General features: G+C 45.3%; 18 protein-coding genes. All 18 read right to left on the reverse strand.

The window, feature by feature from the left end; all coding sequences use genetic code 11:
- Positions 1-19: 19 nt before the first annotated feature.
- The 18 genes from rny to BN1546_RS01330 all read right to left on the reverse strand — a co-directional run bounded on the left by rny (position 20) and on the right by BN1546_RS01330 (position 20,041).
- Positions 20-1,564: a ribonuclease Y gene (gene rny / locus BN1546_RS01250; protein WP_013309958.1), complete on the reverse strand. Its 1,545-nt coding sequence runs from the start codon at positions 1,562-1,564 to the stop codon at positions 20-22.
- Positions 1,565-1,925: 361 nt separating this feature from the next.
- The gene (locus tag BN1546_RS01255; protein WP_064963090.1) at positions 1,926-2,675 is read right to left on the reverse strand and encodes a regulatory protein RecX; all 750 of its coding nucleotides are present in this window, start codon (positions 2,673-2,675) and stop codon (positions 1,926-1,928) included.
- Positions 2,676-2,886: 211 nt separating this feature from the next.
- The gene (recA, locus tag BN1546_RS01260; protein ID WP_025679773.1) at positions 2,887-3,948 is read right to left on the reverse strand and encodes a recombinase RecA; all 1,062 of its coding nucleotides are present in this window, start codon (positions 3,946-3,948) and stop codon (positions 2,887-2,889) included.
- A gap of 226 nt (positions 3,949-4,174) precedes the next feature.
- Positions 4,175-5,443: a competence/damage-inducible protein A gene (locus BN1546_RS01265; protein WP_090735452.1), complete on the reverse strand. Its 1,269-nt coding sequence runs from the start codon at positions 5,441-5,443 to the stop codon at positions 4,175-4,177.
- Between the two features lie 95 nt (positions 5,444-5,538).
- Positions 5,539-6,126, reverse strand: a complete 588-nt coding sequence (pgsA, locus tag BN1546_RS01270) for a CDP-diacylglycerol--glycerol-3-phosphate 3-phosphatidyltransferase (RefSeq protein WP_090735454.1) — start codon at positions 6,124-6,126, stop codon at positions 5,539-5,541.
- Positions 6,127-6,334: 208 nt separating this feature from the next.
- Entirely contained in the window at positions 6,335-6,826 is a 492-nt protein-coding gene (locus BN1546_RS01275; protein ID WP_013370750.1) for a YajQ family cyclic di-GMP-binding protein, read from the reverse strand.
- A 145-nt stretch (positions 6,827-6,971) separates the two neighbouring features.
- Entirely contained in the window at positions 6,972-7,136 is a 165-nt protein-coding gene (locus BN1546_RS27200) for a hypothetical protein (RefSeq protein WP_013370749.1), read from the reverse strand.
- Positions 7,137-7,220: 84 nt separating this feature from the next.
- A complete protein-coding gene (locus BN1546_RS01280) occupies positions 7,221-8,315 on the reverse strand; it encodes a helix-turn-helix domain-containing protein (RefSeq protein ID WP_090735456.1) in 1,095 nt (364 codons plus the stop codon).
- A 30-nt stretch (positions 8,316-8,345) separates the two neighbouring features.
- Complete coding sequence (locus BN1546_RS01285; RefSeq protein WP_013370747.1) at positions 8,346-9,119, reverse strand: DUF3388 domain-containing protein; 774 nt, start codon at positions 9,117-9,119, stop codon at positions 8,346-8,348.
- A gap of 228 nt (positions 9,120-9,347) precedes the next feature.
- Positions 9,348-9,602: a DUF3243 domain-containing protein gene (locus BN1546_RS01290; protein ID WP_013370745.1), complete on the reverse strand. Its 255-nt coding sequence runs from the start codon at positions 9,600-9,602 to the stop codon at positions 9,348-9,350.
- Positions 9,603-9,704: 102 nt separating this feature from the next.
- Positions 9,705-10,472 (reverse strand): elongation factor P 5-aminopentanone reductase, encoded by a 768-nt coding sequence (fabG, locus tag BN1546_RS01295; protein WP_058829498.1) that lies wholly within the window; start codon positions 10,470-10,472, stop codon positions 9,705-9,707.
- A gap of 20 nt (positions 10,473-10,492) precedes the next feature.
- Positions 10,493-11,773 (reverse strand): EF-P 5-aminopentanol modification-associated protein YfmH, encoded by a 1,281-nt coding sequence (locus BN1546_RS01300; RefSeq protein ID WP_090735458.1) that lies wholly within the window; start codon positions 11,771-11,773, stop codon positions 10,493-10,495.
- Positions 11,774-11,775: 2 nt separating this feature from the next.
- Positions 11,776-13,056 (reverse strand): EF-P 5-aminopentanol modification-associated protein YfmF, encoded by a 1,281-nt coding sequence (locus BN1546_RS01305; protein WP_058710516.1) that lies wholly within the window; start codon positions 13,054-13,056, stop codon positions 11,776-11,778.
- 160 nt (positions 13,057-13,216) lie between these two features.
- Positions 13,217-14,068, reverse strand: coding sequence for a spore cortex-lytic enzyme (sleB, locus tag BN1546_RS01310; RefSeq protein ID WP_040101546.1), 852 nt, complete (start codon positions 14,066-14,068; stop codon positions 13,217-13,219).
- 224 nt (positions 14,069-14,292) lie between these two features.
- Positions 14,293-16,971 (reverse strand): FtsK/SpoIIIE family DNA translocase, encoded by a 2,679-nt coding sequence (locus BN1546_RS01315; protein ID WP_090735461.1) that lies wholly within the window; start codon positions 16,969-16,971, stop codon positions 14,293-14,295.
- Between the two features lie 103 nt (positions 16,972-17,074).
- Positions 17,075-17,287 carry a YlzJ-like family protein gene (locus tag BN1546_RS01320; RefSeq protein ID WP_013370739.1) on the reverse strand — a complete coding sequence of 71 codons (213 nt, stop codon included), beginning with the start codon at positions 17,285-17,287 and terminating at the stop codon, positions 17,075-17,077.
- Complete coding sequence (locus tag BN1546_RS01325; RefSeq protein WP_090735463.1) at positions 17,284-18,132, reverse strand: ClpP family protease; 849 nt, start codon at positions 18,130-18,132, stop codon at positions 17,284-17,286. Before BN1546_RS01325 ends, BN1546_RS01320 begins: the two co-directional genes overlap by 4 nt.
- A 229-nt stretch (positions 18,133-18,361) precedes the next feature.
- On the reverse strand, positions 18,362-20,041 hold the full coding sequence (locus BN1546_RS01330; protein WP_013370737.1) for a ribonuclease J: 1,680 nt from the start codon (positions 20,039-20,041) through the stop codon (positions 18,362-18,364).
- Positions 20,042-20,157 lie beyond the last annotated feature (116 nt).

The following is a 20,157-nucleotide window of genomic DNA, read 5'->3' on the forward strand; positions in this document are numbered from 1 at the left end:
ACTTTTCATTGAAATGCTTTTATTTTGCGTATTCTACCGCACGAGTCTCGCGAATAACGGTAACCTTAATATGTCCTGGATAATCCAGTTCATTCTCAATCGTTTTCGTAATATCGCGAGCCAGTCGGAATGCTTCCGCATCATCAATTTTCTCTGGCTGTACCATGACACGAACCTCACGTCCAGCTTGAATTGCGTATGATTTTTCAACGCCTTCAAAAGATTCGGAGATGCGTTCGAGCTTCTCAAGACGACGGATGTACGTCTCTAGCGTTTCACGCCGTGCTCCTGGTCTTGCTGCTGATAGGGCATCTGCCGCTCCAACCAGCATGGCGATCACTGAAGTCGCTTCGCAGTCGCCGTGATGTGAAGCAATGCTGTTGATAACGACCGGGTGTTCCTTGTACTTCTTCGCCAGCTCCACGCCAATTTCAACGTGTGATCCTTCCACTTCGTGATCCAGCGCCTTCCCGATGTCATGCAGCAAGCCTGCTCGTCTTGCCAGTACAACGTCCTCGCCCAGTTCCCCGGCCATCAGACCTGTCAAGTATGCAACTTCCATCGAGTGCTTCAATACGTTCTGTCCATAACTCGTACGGAACTTGAGACGTCCCAAGATCTTGATTAAATCCGGATGCAAGCTATGCACACCCACTTCAAAGGTGGCCTGTTCACCATACTCACGGATTCGTTCGTCCACCTCTTTACGGGATTTTTCCACCATCTCTTCAATACGAGCCGGATGTATCCGTCCGTCCGCTACGAGCTTCTCGAGTGCAGTACGCGCAATCTCTCTACGAATCGGATCAAATCCGGACAATATAACAGCTTCCGGCGTATCATCAATAATGAGGTCGATTCCTGTAAGGGTTTCAAGTGCACGGATATTACGGCCTTCGCGTCCGATAATCCGGCCTTTCATTTCTTCATTCGGCAATGTCACAACAGAAACCGTCGTTTCTGCTACATGATCTGCCGCACAGCGTTGGATGGCCAGTGTGATGATTTCACGAGACTTTTTATCCGCTTCTTCTTTGGCCTGCTGTTCAATTTCCTTAATCATCTGAGCTGTTTCATGACGAACTTCCTGTTCTACGTTGGTCAGAATAATACTTCTTGCATCCTCCATCGTAAGATTAGAAATACGCTCCAACTCAGTTACCTGGCTCTTGTAAATCAAATCAATTTGCTGCTGGGTTTCATCGATTCGTTTCTCTTTGTTGGCCACTTGTTCTTCTTTGCGTTCCAGCGATTCCAATTTTTTATCCAGCGATTCTTCTTTTTGCAGCAATCTTCGTTCCTGTCGTTGAATTTCATTACGACGTTCACGAGTTTCTTTTTCAGCTTCGGCACGGATGCGATGAATTTCATCTTTCGCTTCCAATACCGTTTCCTTCTTCAGCGCTTCTGCCTCTTTTTTCGCGTTCTCCACGATTTGCGCGGCAGCCTCTTCCGCACTGGAGATCTTAGCTTCTGCAATAGATTTGCGAATAAAATAACCAATCCCGAACCCAAAGAATAACGCGGCTACAGCAACGAGAACGAACCAGATCGCAGTCATCATACTGTTCACCTCCCCGTTGGTTCCTCCAAGGCATTCCTTGGGACTTTTTGAAATTGTCACATTTACTTTGATCGTCAAACTAAGATAACGACACAAGGTCGCTTCATTTCATATGCACATGCTTTCACACGTACAATTCCGCCTGGCATAGCGGCATCACTTGTTATTTGGCGATGAGAACTTTACTGTGGATTCCGCTTTTTTGGAAGGAAAAAGGGCACTCCACAAATATCGTTTCATATATATTTTATTATTTGACAAATGGCATTGTCAAGGGAATGCAAACATTAGTAGACTACCGTGCAGCTGTCCATATAATAACCGGCTTATCTAGCCAAAGGTTCAGCTACCGTTTTGCAACTTATTCCTCCCAATGCAGAAATTCTTCGTCTTCGAATGCTCCGTCTTGCTCGGCCGCACTGAGATGATTGACCACGCGGCGTGTCATATCCCCTGAATAGCCGCGTCTCATAAGAAACGGGAATGTTTTCCTTTTTTTATCCATTATATCACCACGTACCTGATTCCATTTCTTACGTCCAACTGACAATGCACTCTCCCACTCCTCATTGTCGGTGATCTCACTTAATGCTTCCCCGATAGAAGCTTTAGAGATGCCCTTCTGACGAAGTTCTTGCCTGATCCACATCTTACCCTTACGTTGGCTTGTTATACGCTGTCTTGCCCACTGACGCGCGTATAAATCATCATCTACAAGCTTCTCCCTTTGCAATCGTACCAGTATCTCATCAATAACAGCCTGATCCACTTCCTTTTGCGCTAAACGCTGGGCAATTTCCTGACGTGTACGAGGCTTTTGCCCCAAATAGCGCAGCGCATGTACATAAGCCTGTTGTTTTTCATCTGCCAGAACGATATCTTCTAGTTCTTTTTTGACGAATGACGTTCCTTTGAACATGTTGTACTTGATCATTACATCTTCCAATACAGACAGTGAGTATGGACCAAAATGAATGATGTATCTTCCACGCTTGCGTCCCTGTCCCTGCTCCACTCTAGTAATCATCAATTCCTCATGATCTGGAAAAAGAGAAATCCCTTGCTGTTTATTTTCTTCCGAAGTGTATTCATCTTTATCGTCCAACTGCAATATGTTTCCCTCACTTTGAAATTCACGAAAGCAGCCTACGATCACCTGCTACGTAAAAGTTAGATTCTGCTGACAAAGCAGACTTTATTTGATGCAAAAATACCCTGCACAACTGTGCAGGGCATCAGAATCATGCTATTTAAACGGACTGTACCATAACCCCTAGGCTACAGTTCACATGACAGATCAGAAGCGAAGTTTCGGGCAAGCTTTATTCAAGCTCCAGCAATTCCTGTTCTTCCTTGGCCTCCTGCGCCAACTCTTCTTCTGTCGGTGGAGCAATTGTTGTAATCAAATTACTGGCCACCCGGATTTTTTGCTCGATCGTACTAGCAATGTTCGGATTTTCCTTCAAAAATTGCTTTGCATTCTCACGTCCCTGACCAAGGCGCTCACCTTCGTAGGAATACCATGCTCCGCTCTTGTCGACAATGTCGTGCTCCGTACCGATATCGATCAAGCTTCCTTCTTTGGAAATGCCCTCACCGTACATAATATCCACTTCAGCCTGACGGAAAGGAGGTGCGACTTTATTCTTCACGACTTTAATACGTGTACGGTTACCCACGATGTCGTTACCCATTTTCAAGCTTTCGATACGACGAACATCCAAACGTACCGTAGAGTAAAACTTCAAGGCACGTCCACCCGGTGTAGTTTCAGGGTTACCGAACATAACACCTACTTTTTCACGGAGCTGGTTGATAAAGATAGCAATGGTTTTCGATTTATTAATGGCTCCAGACAGCTTACGCAATGCCTGTGACATCAAGCGCGCTTGAAGACCGACATGGGAATCTCCCATTTCGCCTTCAATCTCTGCCTTCGGTACAAGTGCCGCTACAGAGTCAACGACGATAATGTCCACTGCCCCACTACGCACAAGAGCTTCGGCAATCTCCAATGCCTGCTCACCTGTATCTGGTTGCGATAGTAACAACTCATCAATATTGACACCCAGCTTGCTCGCATACGACGGATCAAGTGCATGCTCGGCATCGATAAAGGCGGCTTGTCCGCCTGTTTTTTGCACCTCTGCGATAGCATGAAGAGCTACTGTCGTTTTACCGGATGATTCCGGTCCATATACTTCAATAATCCGGCCTCTTGGAAAGCCGCCCGTTCCTAACGCAATATCCAAAGCAATCGAACCACTGGGGATTGTTTCCACTTGCATGTGGGTAGACTCACCCAACTTCATGATGGAACCTTTACCAAATTGCTTTTCTATTTGACGGAGCGCCATATCCAGCGCAGCACGACGATCTGACAATAAACTCACATCCTTCATTGTTTGTACTTTAATAATACCTTGTTTTGACACGCTTGCCAAGCATTTTTTCGAACATACATTCGTTTTTTTATTTCTCGCAGCTCTCTTCTATAATTATACCTTTCTCTTAAAACGAAAAAAGAACCGCTGGCAAAAAGCTTTGCAACGGTTCTTCCGAATAAGAATATTATATCATGAATATCTATCTAAAACAACTCATCAATAATTAAGAGAGTTTCTCGTTCTCTACCAATCGGCGCCACAATCTGTACAGGATAGCTTTGACGGATCGCAAACGGATGGTCTCACGGTTACCGCTTAAATTCAGCTCATATACTTCCGTTTCCTTGTCGCGCTCAGCAATACCAATATACACCAGGCCGACTGGCTTCCGCTCGGAATATCCGGGCCCAGCTACACCAGTAACAGAAAGTCCGAAATCGCTGTCCATAATCATTCTTGCCTGCTCTGCAAGCACAAGGGCTACTTCCTTACTCACTGCGCCTGGCGCATGATCCCCTTCCAAATAATCATAAGGCACATTGAGCAATTTCATCTTCATTGCATTGGAATAACACACGATGCCACCTTGAAACATAACAGCACTGCCAGGTATAGAAGTGATGTGTTCCATCAGCATACCACCTGTACAGCTTTCCGCTGCGCTCACAGTGAGTCCGCGCTTGGCCATTAAATCTACAATCACCTTCTCCAGCGTAACATCCTCACTTGCATACATATATTCGGAAAGACGCTGCTGAATTTGTACTTCCGTAGCCGTCAGCTTAATTAAAGCTTCACTCTCACTGGCCGCCTTGGTGGATATACGGATCGTGACTTCCCCTTCCTTGGCATAAGGAGCAATCGTGGGGTCCGTCTGGGATTCGATCAGATCTAACAAGCGCGTTTCAAGAGCTGACTCACCGATCCCTGCGAATTTTAGCATTTTCGAATAAATCGGCATCTCCTCACCGCTTAATGCCTGCTGAAGCAACCATGGTTTAGCATGATTTGCAAACATAGGTTTAAGTTCCTTAGGCGGTCCGGGCAAAACCACATAAAATTTACCGTCCTGTGCAATGGCATCCCCTATAGCTAAACCCGTCTCATTTTCAAGCGGAGTGGCTCCTTCAATAGAAAGCGCCTGGCGGCGGTTATTCTCGGTCATTTCTACCCCACGGTTACGGAAAAACTGATCCAGCTTGTCCATGGCAAGACGATCTATCTGCAATTTTCGCCCCAGTACAGCCGCTATCGCATCTTTTGTCAAATCGTCCTGAGTTGGCCCCAGCCCACCAGAAAACAAAATAATATCCGCACGCTTCTGAGCAAGACGTACCGCTTCCTGAAGTCGATCCATGTTATCGCCAACTACAGTCTGAAAATATACATCAATTCCGATAGTAGCTAGCTCTTGTGACAAATATTGGGCATTTGTATTTACTATTTGTCCAAGTAATAACTCTGTTCCTACTGCAATGATTTCAGCTTTCATCAATTCGTCCTCCTATGATGCGTATAATGTGGGAATTATGTAAAGAAACGGCAATAAGTTAAGTCCCTATTGCTGTTTCCATAAGATTTATCCTGTTAAACTTTAGAGGAGCTCAGCAAATGGATATTCTTTACAAAGTAATCAATACCCGAATAAATGGTGATTAACACAGCTGCCCATATCGCTATTAAATCAAACGGAATACCCAGAAAAACAAACGGGAAATTATTTATGAGCAGTGCTACAATAGCAACGATCTGGATGATCGTCTTTAATTTCCCCCAATTGCTTGCAGCAACCACAGAGCCATCCAATAAGGCGATCTGTCTCAGACCCGTAACCGCAAACTCACGACTGACAATCACAACGACAACCCATGAATCAATTTTTCCCATTTCCACCAAAGAAACCAATATAGCAGTTACCAACAGCTTATCAGCAAGGGGGTCCAACAGCTTGCCCAAATTGGTGACCATATTATTTTTACGAGCCAAATATCCGTCAAGGCCATCTGTGCTGGCTGCTACAAGGAAAATGATAGCCGCAATCAGCTGATTATACGGCAGCGTGAATGCACCGATCTCAATCGGTGGCGGATAAAAATCAAAATCCACCAGCAAAGCCAGCATCATCACCGGGATAAGGCAAATCCGCGTTATTGTAATTCTGTTGGGTAAATTCACAACACACTCTCCCCTGATTATCGTACTTGATTACAAATGGCAGCTTTCGGATTGAATTCAATCCTATGTAAATCGCTTTCGACGAGCGTTATACACCTCAATGTCTGCATTTTCGTTACAAGTATAATATGGCGCAAAACGCATGTCAAAATAACCTGCTGCACATCAAGCAACGTTTAGTCCTACAAAATCTATGAGAGAAAACGGCTTATTTCATGTTTGTAAATTGAAGCTCCAACGGCAGATCGGCTTTCCGCAGCAATTGAATAATGGCTTGTAAATCATCCCTATTTTTTCCAGTTACTCGAATTTGATCACCTTGAATCTGACTTTTCACTTTAAGCTTGGAATCCCGAATAAGGATATTAATTTTTTTTGCGTTATCCTGATCAATTCCCTGCTTAAGAGAAAGACGCTGACGCACTGAACCTAAAGAAGCTGGTTCCAATTTTCCAAATTCCACGTTTTTAAGGGATAGACCTCGTTTGACCATTTTAGATTGCAAAATATCAATCACCGCATTCAGCTTGTATTCATCTTCCGATGCAATCGTAAGGGCATCTTTCTCAAGCTTGAGGCTACTTTTGCTCCCCTTGAAATCAAATCTCGTTTCAATTTCACGCTCCGTCTGATGAACCGCATTTGTTAACTCCTGCATATCCATTTTGGAGACGATATCAAATGAATTTTCTGAAGCCATCGTTTCACTTTCCTTTCCACAACAAAGTTCAATATCTAATTATAGGCTAGTCATTTACAAAAATCCAATAATCCGTTCACTAAAAAGGCGTTCTTGCCAGTTCCCCGACAAAAACGCCTTTATTTACAATTGCAGTTTAACATTTCTAATAGTGACTTCGTGTTGGATTTCTAAACATATCCAAAATTCCAAGCACAATGTGAGCAAGACCAAAGCCTAATATGCCATAGCCCCATGCATTCGGTGTTAGATAATAGCCCAGTAAACTGACAATAATCCCGAGCCCAGTCACAATCCAGCTGACGGTCATAACGTATACACCTCACTTTGCGGAAAATGAACTGACTGACTTTCCAAGAATTACAGTCATTAGTATTTCACCGCAACAAGGCGTTTATTCACCATCAGTAGTTGTACTAGAATCTGTCCCACTTTGTGTAGTATCCGTACTACCATTTGTCGTCGTATCCGTTGAACCCGTCACCCCAGTACTCGCTCCAGTGGAAGAAGCTTCCCCTTGCTGTATCAACACGCGAGTCGTCGATTTATTATCGGTTATCGGTTGGCCGGCGACGGAAATATCCGTGGCAGAAGACCGTCCTGATTTGATATATAAGCCTTCTGGACCGATATCAAAAGACATGGCATCTCCACTTTTAGTCATACCATAGCTCAGCTTTTCTCCACGGGAATTTTGTCCCTTGTACACCTCAAGCCAGCTTTCGCCCGTTGCCTTAATATCAACCTTGACCGTGGCCCCCGTTGCACTGGAGACTTTGAAGATCGTCGTCTTGCCTTGCTTACCATCCTGAGCCACATTTACTCCCTGCGCTGGCGTAGTCGTATCCGGCTGCTGACCAGTATTTGGAGTCGTCGCATCTGTAGTTCCCGTACCACCTGGCTGGGTTTCCCCGGTTTTTCCCGTATCAGGGGTCTGCCCGCCAGCACCATTTGGTGCCGTTGTCTGACCATTATTCGGTGTCGTAGTTGTATTTGGAGTAGACGTGTTTGGTGTCGTACTTGGCGTTGTGTTAGGTGTTGTACTTGGTGTACTTGGTGTTGTAATCGGCGTTGTGTTTTCTGCTGTTTTTGGAGTGGAATGGTTGTTACTCACCCAATAAGCATAAATAACCCCAACAATGAGAACTAGAAAAAGCCACATTAACGCTGTAGGCAACCATTTAAGATTGCCAATCGTCGCGGGACGGCTGGAGCGTTTCTGTGTAACAGGCTCCATGACTGCTTCCGGTTCAGGTTCAGGCACATTGCTTTGGTGCCCTTCCAGAAGCTCATCGGGATTCAACCCGACCGTTTCGGCGTATGTTTTAATAAAAGCTCTGACATAAAAGCTTCCCGGCAGCACTTTGTAATCGCCCGTCTCAATGGCTTCCAGATAACGTTTGCGTATCTTCGTCATTTCCTGAACATCGTCAAGGCTCAATCCTTTTTGCAGCCGGGCCTCCTTTAATTGCTGACCCAGTTCTGACATGTCATCATCTCCTTGTGTAATTACACTTATTTAAAGATCTTCTGTATAACTGGCTGTAAAGGTATCATAAATAATTTCCTCAGCCGGATTATTGCGAAGTTCAATAATGATATTGAAATCGTCAAAGCTGTATCCCGATTCACGCACAAATACATCAGGATGCTCAATCACTTTGGTACTTGGCATGCTCATAATTTCCTGAAGCAGGTGATAATGTCTTTCATTTGATCGAATTGTACTCACAATGCCGTCAATAATAAACACATTGTTGGGATTCATTTCTTCCTCAGAAAGCTGACTGCGTACCGTCTGTCGTAATAACGTCGACGACACAAAAGTCCATCGCTTCATTGCACATACGCTACTGGCAATAATGGACTCCGTTTTACCCACACGCGGCATCCCGCGAAGACCAATTACCTGATTGCCATCCCTCTTTAATACTTCACCCAAAAAATCGACCAGCAACCCAAGCTCATCGCGTGTAAAGCGGAAAGTTTTACGATCATCTGAATCCCGATCAATGTAACGGCCATGTCTAACTGCCAATATATCGACCAGTCTCGGAGCACGTAAGGCCGTGACTGTAATGTTGCTGGCTTTTTTTAACGTATCTCCGAGAATGCGTATTTTCTCGTCATCGTCTGTTTCGAGAAGCATCCCCCGTCTTTCGCCTTCAACACCGTTAATCGTCAGTATATTAACCCCCAGAATACCAAGCATGGAAGCAATGTCCCCCAGCAGTCCGGGTCGATTTTTATGTATCTTGTATTCCATGTACCACTGTTTCGTCTCTTCCGTCACGTTAGCACCTCATTCACATTCAAACCGTCAACAATGCCAAATCAAAGCATAATTGTATCATAAGATAGCATCATTCGACAAAACCAATTATTGAAATTTAATAGGCTATATTGTGTTGTAAGCCTCAATCACGTTTATGATATATAAATTACAATGGAATTACAAGAACAGCTCTGTAACCATTACAGAAAAGCCCCCCAAAAGGGAGCTTTTCATGTTGGTTCCTGCTTATGCGTTGCTCTTGGCTAATTTAACCATTAGCCGGGCGATGGTATGACGCTCGTTCTCATCGGCAACTCCCCACAGTTCTTTCAGTGCGCGGTTGGAGTGGTTGGCTGGATCGACCTTCTCATCCAGAAAATCACCGATTTCGTAAGCAAGCTCTGCAATGGTATCTTGACTGATTCCCAGCTTCTCCGCTTGCTCTACACGCTGACCAAGGAACTTTTTCCAAACATCAAAATTCTGAACAACTGTTGACATACTTAAATCCTCCTTAGATGATTCAGATTTAAAATCAACAGTTGTAATATGCTCTTCACAGACGCTTACTATACTGGTGAATTCCTCCATGCGCTGTATTCCTTAAGTCACCCATCCTCCGTTAGGACTTATGACCTGGCCATTAATATAACCTGACTCAGGAAGCGCAAGAAAATAAACCAGGGACGATATTTCATCAGGCCGCGCCAATCGTCCGGCAGGGATATCTTCTTCCAAACTGTTAATTTCGCCTGCATCCAAATGATCCAACATCGACGTGTCTACTGCCCCTGGAGCCACAGCATTCACTGTTACGCCAGAAGGCGCAACCTCTTGAGCCAGCGCTTTAGTGAAAGCGTTAATGCCTCCCTTGGTAGTGGAGTACAATACCTCGCACGAAGCTCCACATATGCCCCACACAGACGAAACATTCACAATACGGCCATAGCGTTGGGAAATCATATGCGGCATAAAAACCTGCGTACATAAAAAAGTTCCCTTAACATTCACGGCCATCACTTCGTCCCATTCCTCTTCTGAAACATCTGAAAGTAGCCCATAATGAGATATTCCAGCATTATTCACTAGAATATCTGGCTTCATTCCGTGATTATCCAGCTTTTCCCGCATGCGTTCAATCTGCTCCTTACTCCGCAGATCGGCTGACACAGTCATTACCTTGCCTGAATAAGTCATGCAACGACGGGCAACTTCATTTGCTTTTTCATGGGACTTCATGTAGTGAATGACCACATTCATCCCTACTGCTGCAAAACGCTCGGCAATAGCCGCACCAATTCCACCACTTGCTCCTGTAATCAGCACAGTCGTATCGCCAATAGCCTTTAATTCTCCGCCCTCGATGGTCATCGGTTCCCTCTCCCTAGACATTACGGACTCACCACCAGCGATATTGCCATTTGATCCCACTGTATATGATCTTTCAGACGGCGGTTTACATCCTCGAGCGTGATACTTTCATAAACCGGAAGCAATTGAAAAAAATCACTGCCGCGGAAGCGATGTCTTGTAAACTCATGTGCAATATTTTCAGGAGAATTGAGTGTGCGTAGATAACCGCCGATCTTCTTTTTGCGCGCTCGTTCAAAATGTTCTGCTGCAAAGCCCTGCTTCTGAAGAGACTCTACCTCTTCTCGTATCCTAGCCAACAGCCGATCAGGGTCTTTGGTATCTCCGCCGATCGCAGAAAATGCATACTGTTGCGTACTGTTGTACTCATGGCCAAAACTGTCCGAAATCAGGTCCTCATCGTAGAGCTTCTGATATAGCTGTGTACTGGAACCAAACAAGAGATCAAGCATCAGCTTGGTTTCCAGATCATGACGAAGCAATGCCTCCCCCGTTAGACCTACTTCAGTCTCCTTGAATCCAAAAAGCAGCTTTGGTAAAGAAACGGCCAGCTTTACTTCACGCCGTGGTTCTGCAACTGTAGTGGGTTCATCATCAAAAATCCGCTCGATCTCTCCCTGTGGCTTGTAGTCCTTTTTCGCCTGATTATTACGTACCAATTCGATTACTTCGGCTGGGTCCACTCCACCTACTACAAAAAGAATCATATTACTTGGATGGTAAAAAGCTTCATAGCAACTGTACAATGTTTCCTTCGTAATCGTACTGATGGATTGAATAGTACCTGCTATATCAATATGCACCGGATGGACCTTGTACAATGCCTCAATCAAACCAAAGTAACTCCGCCAGTCGGGGTTATCTTCATACATATTGATTTCCTGACCGATAATGCCTTTTTCCTTCTCCACATTTTCATCTGTAAAGTAAGGATGCTGAACAAAATTGACTAGCGTGGTCAAATTTTCTTGAATGCGTTCAGTTGCCGAAAACAGATATACTGTTTGATCAAAGCTCGTAAATGCATTCGCCGATGCTCCATTAGAGGAAAAGGTAGCAAAAATATCGCCTTCAGGCTCTTCAAACATTTTATGCTCCAAAAAATGGGCTATGCCATCTGGCACCTTGACGGGCTGTTGACCTTCTACCCGGAAATGATTATCAACTGAGCCGTATTTAGTCGCAAATGTGGCATACGTCTTCTGAAAGCCCGGTTTGGGCAACACATAAACGTGCAAGCCATTATCCATTACTTCATAGTACAGCGTTTCCTGCAAATGCTCATACGATATATGCTCCAACGCTATTCCCCCTTCTGGTCTCTCAAGAAATAAATAGTGTCCAGTCGGAACGTCCGGGCGGCATCCTGAACATCCTGCACCTTGACTGCCTCCACCTGGCTCAGCAGTTCCTCTACCGTCCGCTCTTTGCCGGAAAGCTGTCTGTTAAAATCATAGGCAATCATTTCAAAAGCGGAGTCCTGCATTTCCTTTAGCAAGTTGCGTATCATCGCCTGCGTCTGGGTCATTTCTAGCTCGGTAATCGCTCCATTTTGCGTATCTTCCAGTTGCTTGCGGATAATAGTAACCGCCTTCTCATAATTAGGAATTTCGATACCGGATTGTATTGTGCCAATGCCTTTATGCCCGTCATACCGTGACGAAGCGTAATACGCCAAACTTTCCTTCTCCCTCACATTAACAAACAGCTTTGAATGCGGATACCCGCCCAGAATACCATTGTACATCAGAGCGGAAGCATAACGTTCATCCCCATACGTGATAGGGGTGCGCAGTCCCATGTTGAGCTTGCCTTGGTTCACATCAAGACGCTCTACTATAGTTTGCACATCACGTTCTACCGATTTGGGCTGTTCGAGTACATATTCCGTTTCCGTCGAGCGATTTAATTGAAAATAGCGATCAACAAACTTTTCAACTTCTTCCAGCGTGGTATCACCCACAACGTATAAATCCATGCTGGCATTATTCAGCCATTCTCCATAAGCCTCGTATAAACTTTGTGCACTTATGCTGTCCAGATCAGATCGCTGACCAAGAGGATGCAGACGATAAGGCTCATCCTTGCACATCTCCTCCATACAGCGCTCCCCAGCATAACGTATTTTATCGTTAACTATAGATTCCAGCTTCTTACGAACATTTTCTCGTTCCTGCTGTACATATCCTGTTTGAAATGCACCGTTTTCCAATGCAGGCTTCGTCAGAACCTCTCCTAGGAAAGCAAACGAACGATCCAGTAAACTATCTGGACTGCTTACAAAACTGTCATTAATCGTATCCATACGAAATTGAACGATCTGATAATCTCCACGTTTGTATACATCGAATCCAAAACCCGCACCATACAATTGCTCTAACTGCTCTCTAAATTGTGTAGTCTGCGGATATGATTCTGTACCCCGTCGCAGAACGAAAGGTACCAGTCCCACACGAGTTACGGTTTCCTCACGTAGCGGAGTACCTACATACAGTGATATGGCAAACGTCTTAAAGCGCTTGGTCGGCAGCACATGAATCCTCAGTTGTCTGCGTGTACCACGCTCGAAACCTGTTTTGTTCAAGTCCAAAACTCCTTTGTGACGTCAATTTGCGTCTAGCCTTTGATTAGCATTAGCTGTTGTACATCTCTTTCCTATAAAGAGGTAAAGTGTACCAATCTTTATTCTAACTATGCAAAAGCCAAGAAGCAACCGGAGACAAGCTCCCGGCTGCTTCGGCGTTTTACATGCAGAAAATATGTTCCCCGATGGTTTTCACCTGCGGACGGGACCAAATCCATTTGGAGGTGGCTGTTCTAGGGTTAAAATAATAGAGACATCCTCCGCTTGGGTCCCAGCCATTCAGGGCTTGACGTACCGCCTTTTGTGCAGTCTCATTCGGCGTGAGCCAGATTTGGCCGTCTGCTACAGCAGTGAAAGCCCCCGGCTGAAAGATTACCCCAGACGGTGTGTTTGGAAAACTGGGCGACTTGACCCTGTTCAAAATGACAGCCGCCACGGCAACTTGTCCTTCAAACGGCTCGCCGCGGGATTCACCGTAGACCGCATTGGCCATGATCTTAAGATCGTTTTCAGAAAGCCCCATGGTGTTGGCCGATCCCATCGTTTCTTCATTTTGATCTGATTTATTGTTATTGTTCGCTGCCTGTCCCTGATCGGATCCTTGATTGTTACGATGCATTGGCGTTTCCGTTGGCTTCCAGTGTGGAGTAGCATTCACCAGTTTTAATTTGGTTTTCGCACCAACTACTCCATCGGGTCTGATACCAAACTCCTTTTGAAAACCCTTGACAGCCTTTAGTGTACTACTGCCAAAATGGCTGTCCACTTTCCCACCAAAAAAACCCAGCAACTTCAATCGTGATTGCAGCTCATAAACATCCTGGCCATAAGAACCAAAATCAACCGCTTCTGAACTGAATGTCGGCTGAACAGGCTGCGCTGCTGTTACTTTCTGCTGCGTGCTCAGCGACTCTGCTCGCTCCTGTGCAGAGTCGTTTTTAAAAAGTCCTGTGTACGTAATAGCCGAGGCTGCGAGAATACCCGTGCAAATCCAGACCATTGTCTTTTTCATATGCTGCGCTCTACCTTTCTTTTGTGGGATTAACAGGATGGCTACGTTTATTATGACAAGCTCCGCTAGAAGCTATTCACCCTTTTAATCTTCTTTTAGCAGGCAGTTCCAAACCTCAAAAAAACATCACAAAAAAACGCTATTTGCGTGCATGGAGTTGTCATACTTAACAACTCATCATGCGTACAAACAGCGTTTTAATGAAATGCTGTAAAAGATAATGCTCAGGAGCTAACTTTATTTTGCTGATATTGTTCCATTGATATAAGTACCTCACGGGGCTTACTTCCCTCGTAAGGACCGATGACACCGCGAGCTTCCATGGAGTCAATCAGTCGGGCAGCACGCGTATAACCGATCCGCATACGGCGCTGAAGGAGCGAAACGGAAGCTTGTTTAGCCTCTAAAATGATGTTGACAGCTTGATCATACAGCTCATCCAGCATTTCATCCGCATCAGTGGATACCTCTTCCACCTCCGGCACAAGCGTTTCATCATACTGCGCTTCACCCTGTTCACGTACATAGTTAACAATGTTTTCCACTTCCTGATCACTCATAAATGCTCCCTGAACACGGACTGGTTTGGAAGCACCCATCGGCATGAACAGCATGTCACCACGTCCGAGCAATTTCTCAGCACCACCCATATCCAGTATGGTGCGGGAATCCACCTGCGAAGAAACGCCGAAGGCAATACGTGAAGGAATATTGGCTTTAATAACCCCTGTAATTACGTCAACTGAAGGTCTTTGTGTTGCAATAATCAGATGGATGCCTGCTGCACGCGCCATTTGGGCAAGTCGCGCAATCGCATCCTCCACATCTCCTGCAGCAACCATCATCAAATCTGCCAGCTCGTCCACAATAACGACAATGTAAGGCAGAAATGCATCCGGGTTATCCTTCATCAAATTGTTGTAACCCTCAATATTACGGGTGCCTGATTTGGAAAACAGCTCATACCTTTTTTCCATTTCAACTACAATTTTCTTCAATGCCAGTGAGGCACGCTTTGGATCAGTCACGACCGGAGCCAATAAATGGGGAATTCCGTTATACACGTTCAACTCTACCATCTTGGGATCGACCATCAGAAATTTCACTTCATCCGGCTTCGCTTTATACAAAATACTCGTGATGATCCCATTGATACACACCGATTTACCCGAACCCGTAGCTCCAGCTACAAGCAGATGGGGCATCTTGGCTAAATTACCGACAATCGTTTGTCCTGCAATATCACGTCCAAATGCAATCGACAAATTGGAAACTGATTCCTGGAAAACTGTCGTCTCCATTACCTCACGCATGGTTACGATAGAAACTTCATTATTCGGAACTTCTATCCCTATGGCGGACTTGCCGGGAATAGGTGCCTCCATACGGATATCCTTTGCAGCAAGCGCAAGTGCAATGTCATCCGTCAGACTCACAATCCGGCTAACCTTCACGCCAATGTCTGGCTGGATTTCATAGCGTGTGACGGCTGGACCACGTACAACCTCCAGCACTTTCGCCCGAACACCGAAGCTCTCCAGCGTGGCCTCCAGCTTGCGTGCTGTTTGCATGTAATCCTTTTGTCCCATGCCTTTGCCTGCATTTTGCGGTTTGGCAAGCAAACGAAACGATGGGAGCTTGTACGGCTTAGGCGGTGGTGGAGCTGGAATAGCTACATTGGTCCCTTCAGCTTCTTCGCCTGTCACCCCGTTAGCAATCGTCTGAGCCAGTTCCTGAGCTTCTTCTGATGTCCCATGGATCGTTGCCGAATCATTTCTATTCATATCCGCATCAGCATCCATAAAATTACTATCCAGGTGTTCATCAATAATGGAATCGTTCCGCACTCCACCTGTCAGGGAGGCTTCCTGTTCAGCCTCTGATCTTTTTTCCTCATTTTTCACTTGTTCGAAGAAGTCCCTAATGATTGGCGATCTTTTTACCGGAATTGAGGCTTCCTGTTCAGCGTGTTCGATCACGTCAGACAGTTCTTCTCCCTGATTGCCATTTCTCCACTGAGGCTGCACGTCCCCAGCCTCATATAGAAGATCATGTTCATCTTCATCCGCATGGGCAGGTTGCTCTTCCTTGTCCGCCTTATCTGTATTTTTAAGGCCAAACAACTGAAAGAAAATGGGCTGCTTGCGTGCTGGAGGCTGCATTTCATCAAAGTCATCATCCATATCCTCCTCATAGGCAGGAATAGGCTCAGATTTGGGTTTTCTATTTCCGCTGCCCTTGCTTGATGCAGAAAGCGGAGTGGCTTTTCCAGTCCATTTTTTCCGCACGCTTCCCCCGGCTGTCAGCAGTTTGGTCTTTGCAATCCGCACTAAATCCACATAAGACAGTTGAGTCATCAGCATAAAACAAATGACGAACATGACAATCATGATCAGCTTAGCTCCTGTGAGACCAAACAGCCACAACAGAACGGTAAGCTGTAATGCGCCAACGTAGCCCCCGCTAATATCCTTATTCAGCATGGAGGTATGGCCTTGCTGATCAGGAGACAGCAACTGCTCACGCATATCTATATGTATCTGGGTCATCACTCCGCCCGGCTGAAGTGCGTTGATCGGTCCCAAACGCTGCTCCATAGATGAAATAGAACTCATAAGTGTAAAGGCAAATACCAACAACAGCAAACCCGTCTTCCGTGAGTTCCACTGGTTCGGCCACTTGCGGTGAATCATCACCATCAGACCATAATAAATGCCAATCAGGGGGATCACAAAATAGAATTTCCCCAGTACAAGCCCAAACATCTTGGATAGCGACCGACCAACTGCCGCTTCACCCGACAACGCAATGACCGCCAATGTAATCAGCACAATGCCGTAAATTTCATATTTTAAAACTCCACCAAATATAGCTTTCTTTTTTCTTTTTCTTCTTCTGGACATACAAGGTCACCCCCCAGAAGAATATTATACCACGTCACTCGCTATCCGCACATATGTTCTTTTTCAGCAGCAAATGACCTATTTCTGTACTATTCGACAGCTTCTATGACCACTCGATGACCTGACCTGGTCCATAACGAGGATTGAGGTAGGCTTCCAACGGACAATCCAACAGCCTTACTATGATCCCCCGACGACTTTCAAGCGGCTGTACCTGCATAAGCAGACCGTCTACCCGGACCTCTACAAGCTCCTCTCCTTCCTTCCACATCCCTTCCCACACCAATTCCATTGGCATTACAGTATATAATGTCATTGGGGTAGCTCCTTACTGTGCTCACTTGAAGGGGTTCCTGTAGGGATGCCTGTAGCACTGGGTGAAAAAGGGGCATATGGAGTCTGCTGTGGAGTCCCTGTCATCCCGTTTTGCTGACGGCGCGCCTCAATGATAGTATTCAACTGTTTTAGCGCCTCTCCTATCCCACCAACCGCATCCATCAAACCGTATTTTACTGCATCGATTCCTCCAACCGCTGTACCAATGTCACGGTTTAATTCTCCTGTTTTGAACATCAGTTCCTTGAACCGCTCTTCTGTGATGCGGGAATGAGAAACGACGAAACGGACGACACGCTCCTGCATTTTTTCCATATATTCAAAAGTCTGTGGGACTCCAATGACCAGGCCGCTCATACGAATAGGATGAATGGTCATCGTCGCACTCTCAGCAATGTAAGAATAAGTAGAAGATACGGCAATCGGCACACCGATACTATGCCCTCCACCTATGACTATGGTCACTGTTGGTTTACTCATGGAAGCGATCATCTCAGCAATAGCTAAACCTGCCTCTACATCACCGCCAACTGTATTTAGCAAAATCATTAATCCTTCGATACGTGGGTTTTGCTCTGCCGCTACCAACTGCGGAATAATGTGCTCATATTTTGTTGTTTTGTTTTGAGGCGGTAAGATGAGATGTCCTTCAATCTGACCGATAATCGTCATACAAAAAATATTGGACTCGCTTCCGGGCATGGAGGTTTGACCCAGCTGCTGTAAAGCCTCCATAGCAGGTAAAACGGGTCTTTGTCCAACTTCTGGTTGTTCTGGCGCTTCCGTTTCCTCGTTGCCAGAAGATAAATTGCTGTAATGTTCCATATGGGTGATCTTCCTTTCGCTTTACGCATCTATGTGCCCCGTATTCACCCTATAGTATGGGATAGAAATGGAATATTTTATACCCACCTCCATGCCTTTCCTCAACCCCAAAATCAAAAAAAGCCTCTCTCCCCGCGGAAACCGTCCAATATTTCCTGCGGGGAGAGAGGCGACTGTGTGCCTGTGACTTAAGTTTTTAATTCAAGTTTTTGAACATATTTCAATTGAATCACACTTCCATTATAATTGGCAGAATCATCGGTCTGCGACGAGTTTGCTCATACAAGAAGCGACCCAGTGCATCCTTGACATTTGTCTTGAGGGAAGCCCATTCATTTACATTTTCACTCATGAGCTTATGCAGTGTACTTGAAACAATACGATTTGCTTCATCCAGCAAACCTTCTGATTCACGAACATACACGAAACCACGGGAAATGATATCCGGGCCCGACTTAATCGTGCCATCTTGCTTGCTCAGTGTGACAACCACTACCAAAATACCGTCCTGTGACAATAATTTGCGGTCGCGCAACACGATATTTCCTACATCTCCTACGCCTAGTCCATCAATCAGTACGTTACCTGCTGTAACTTTACCAGCTCTACGTGCTCCACCATTCTGAATTTCAATGACTTCACCGATATCCGTGATAAAGATATTTTCAGGCTCGATACCTACTCCTTCAGCAAGCAGAGCGTGACGACGCTGCATTCTGAACTCACCGTGAATTGGCAAGAAGAATTTTGGTTTCATCAGATTCAGCATCAGCTTGAGTTCTTCCTGGCTGCCGTGTCCAGAAACGTGGATACCAGGATTAGCTGCACTGTAGTATACATTGGCACCCAGACGGAACAGCTCATCAATAGTGCGTCCAACATATTTTTCATTACCTGGTACCGGAGTAGCTGCGATGATCACTGAGTCCCCTGGAAGGATATCTACTTTACGATGTGTAGAACGAGCCATTCTTGTCAAAGCAGACATTGGTTCACCCTGACTACCTGTGCAGAGAATAACTACGCGATCCGCTGACATTTTGCCAACTTCTTCAGGCTCAATCAGCATTCCATCTGGGATTTCCAAGTAGCCCAAATCAGAAGCAATACCTACGACATTAACCATGCTGCGACCAATAACCGTTACTTTACGTCCGGTTGCCTCAGCAGCATTAATGACCTGCTGAATGCGATGTACGTTCGAAGCAAAAGTGGCTACGACCACACGCTGTCTCGACTTGCGGAAAATATCTTCCAGCACAATGCCAACGCTCTTTTCCGAAGGTGTAAAGCCCGGTTTTTCGGCATTAGTACTGTCTGACAATAGAGCTAGTACGCCACGTGTGCCAATCTCAGCCATACGCTGCAAATCTGCATATTGTCCGTTCACCGGAGTATGATCAAATTTGAAGTCTCCTGTATGAACAACAGCGCCTTCAGGAGTATCAATGCAAACACCTACAGAATCAGGAATACTATGGTTGGTTTTGAAGAATGTTACTTTCAATGTGGAGCCCAGCTTGATTTCGGAATCAGCATTGATCAAAATGCGTTTGGTTTCACCAAGCAGATTCGCTTCCTTCAGCTTGTTTTCCACCAGTCCCAGCGTCAACTTGGTACCATATACAGGTACATTCAAATGTTTCAGCACGTAAGGCAAACCGCCGATATGGTCCTCGTGACCATGAGTCAACACAATGCCTCTTACTTTGTCGCGGTTCTCTGTAAGGTAGGAAATATCAGGAATAACGATATCGATGCCAAGCATGTCCTCTTCCGGAAATTTCAGACCGGAATCCACCACGACAATGTCGTTGCCGTATTGAACGACATACATATTTTTCCCGATTTCACCGACGCCGCCCAAAGCGAAAATCATCAATTTATCGTTGTTTGTTTTTTTAGACAAATGAATCTAAACCTCCTATGGTAGTTGGACGTCGTACCTTGATTTGTTATTTAATTTTCAAAAAAATACCGCACCCAGTCACTTGACCCCATTATACATGATTAAAATACGAAAAA

The organism is Paenibacillus sp. Mc5Re-14 (assembly GCF_001049835.1).
In the GTDB taxonomy this organism is placed as follows: Bacteria; Bacillota; Bacilli; order Paenibacillales; family Paenibacillaceae; genus Paenibacillus; species Paenibacillus polymyxa_C.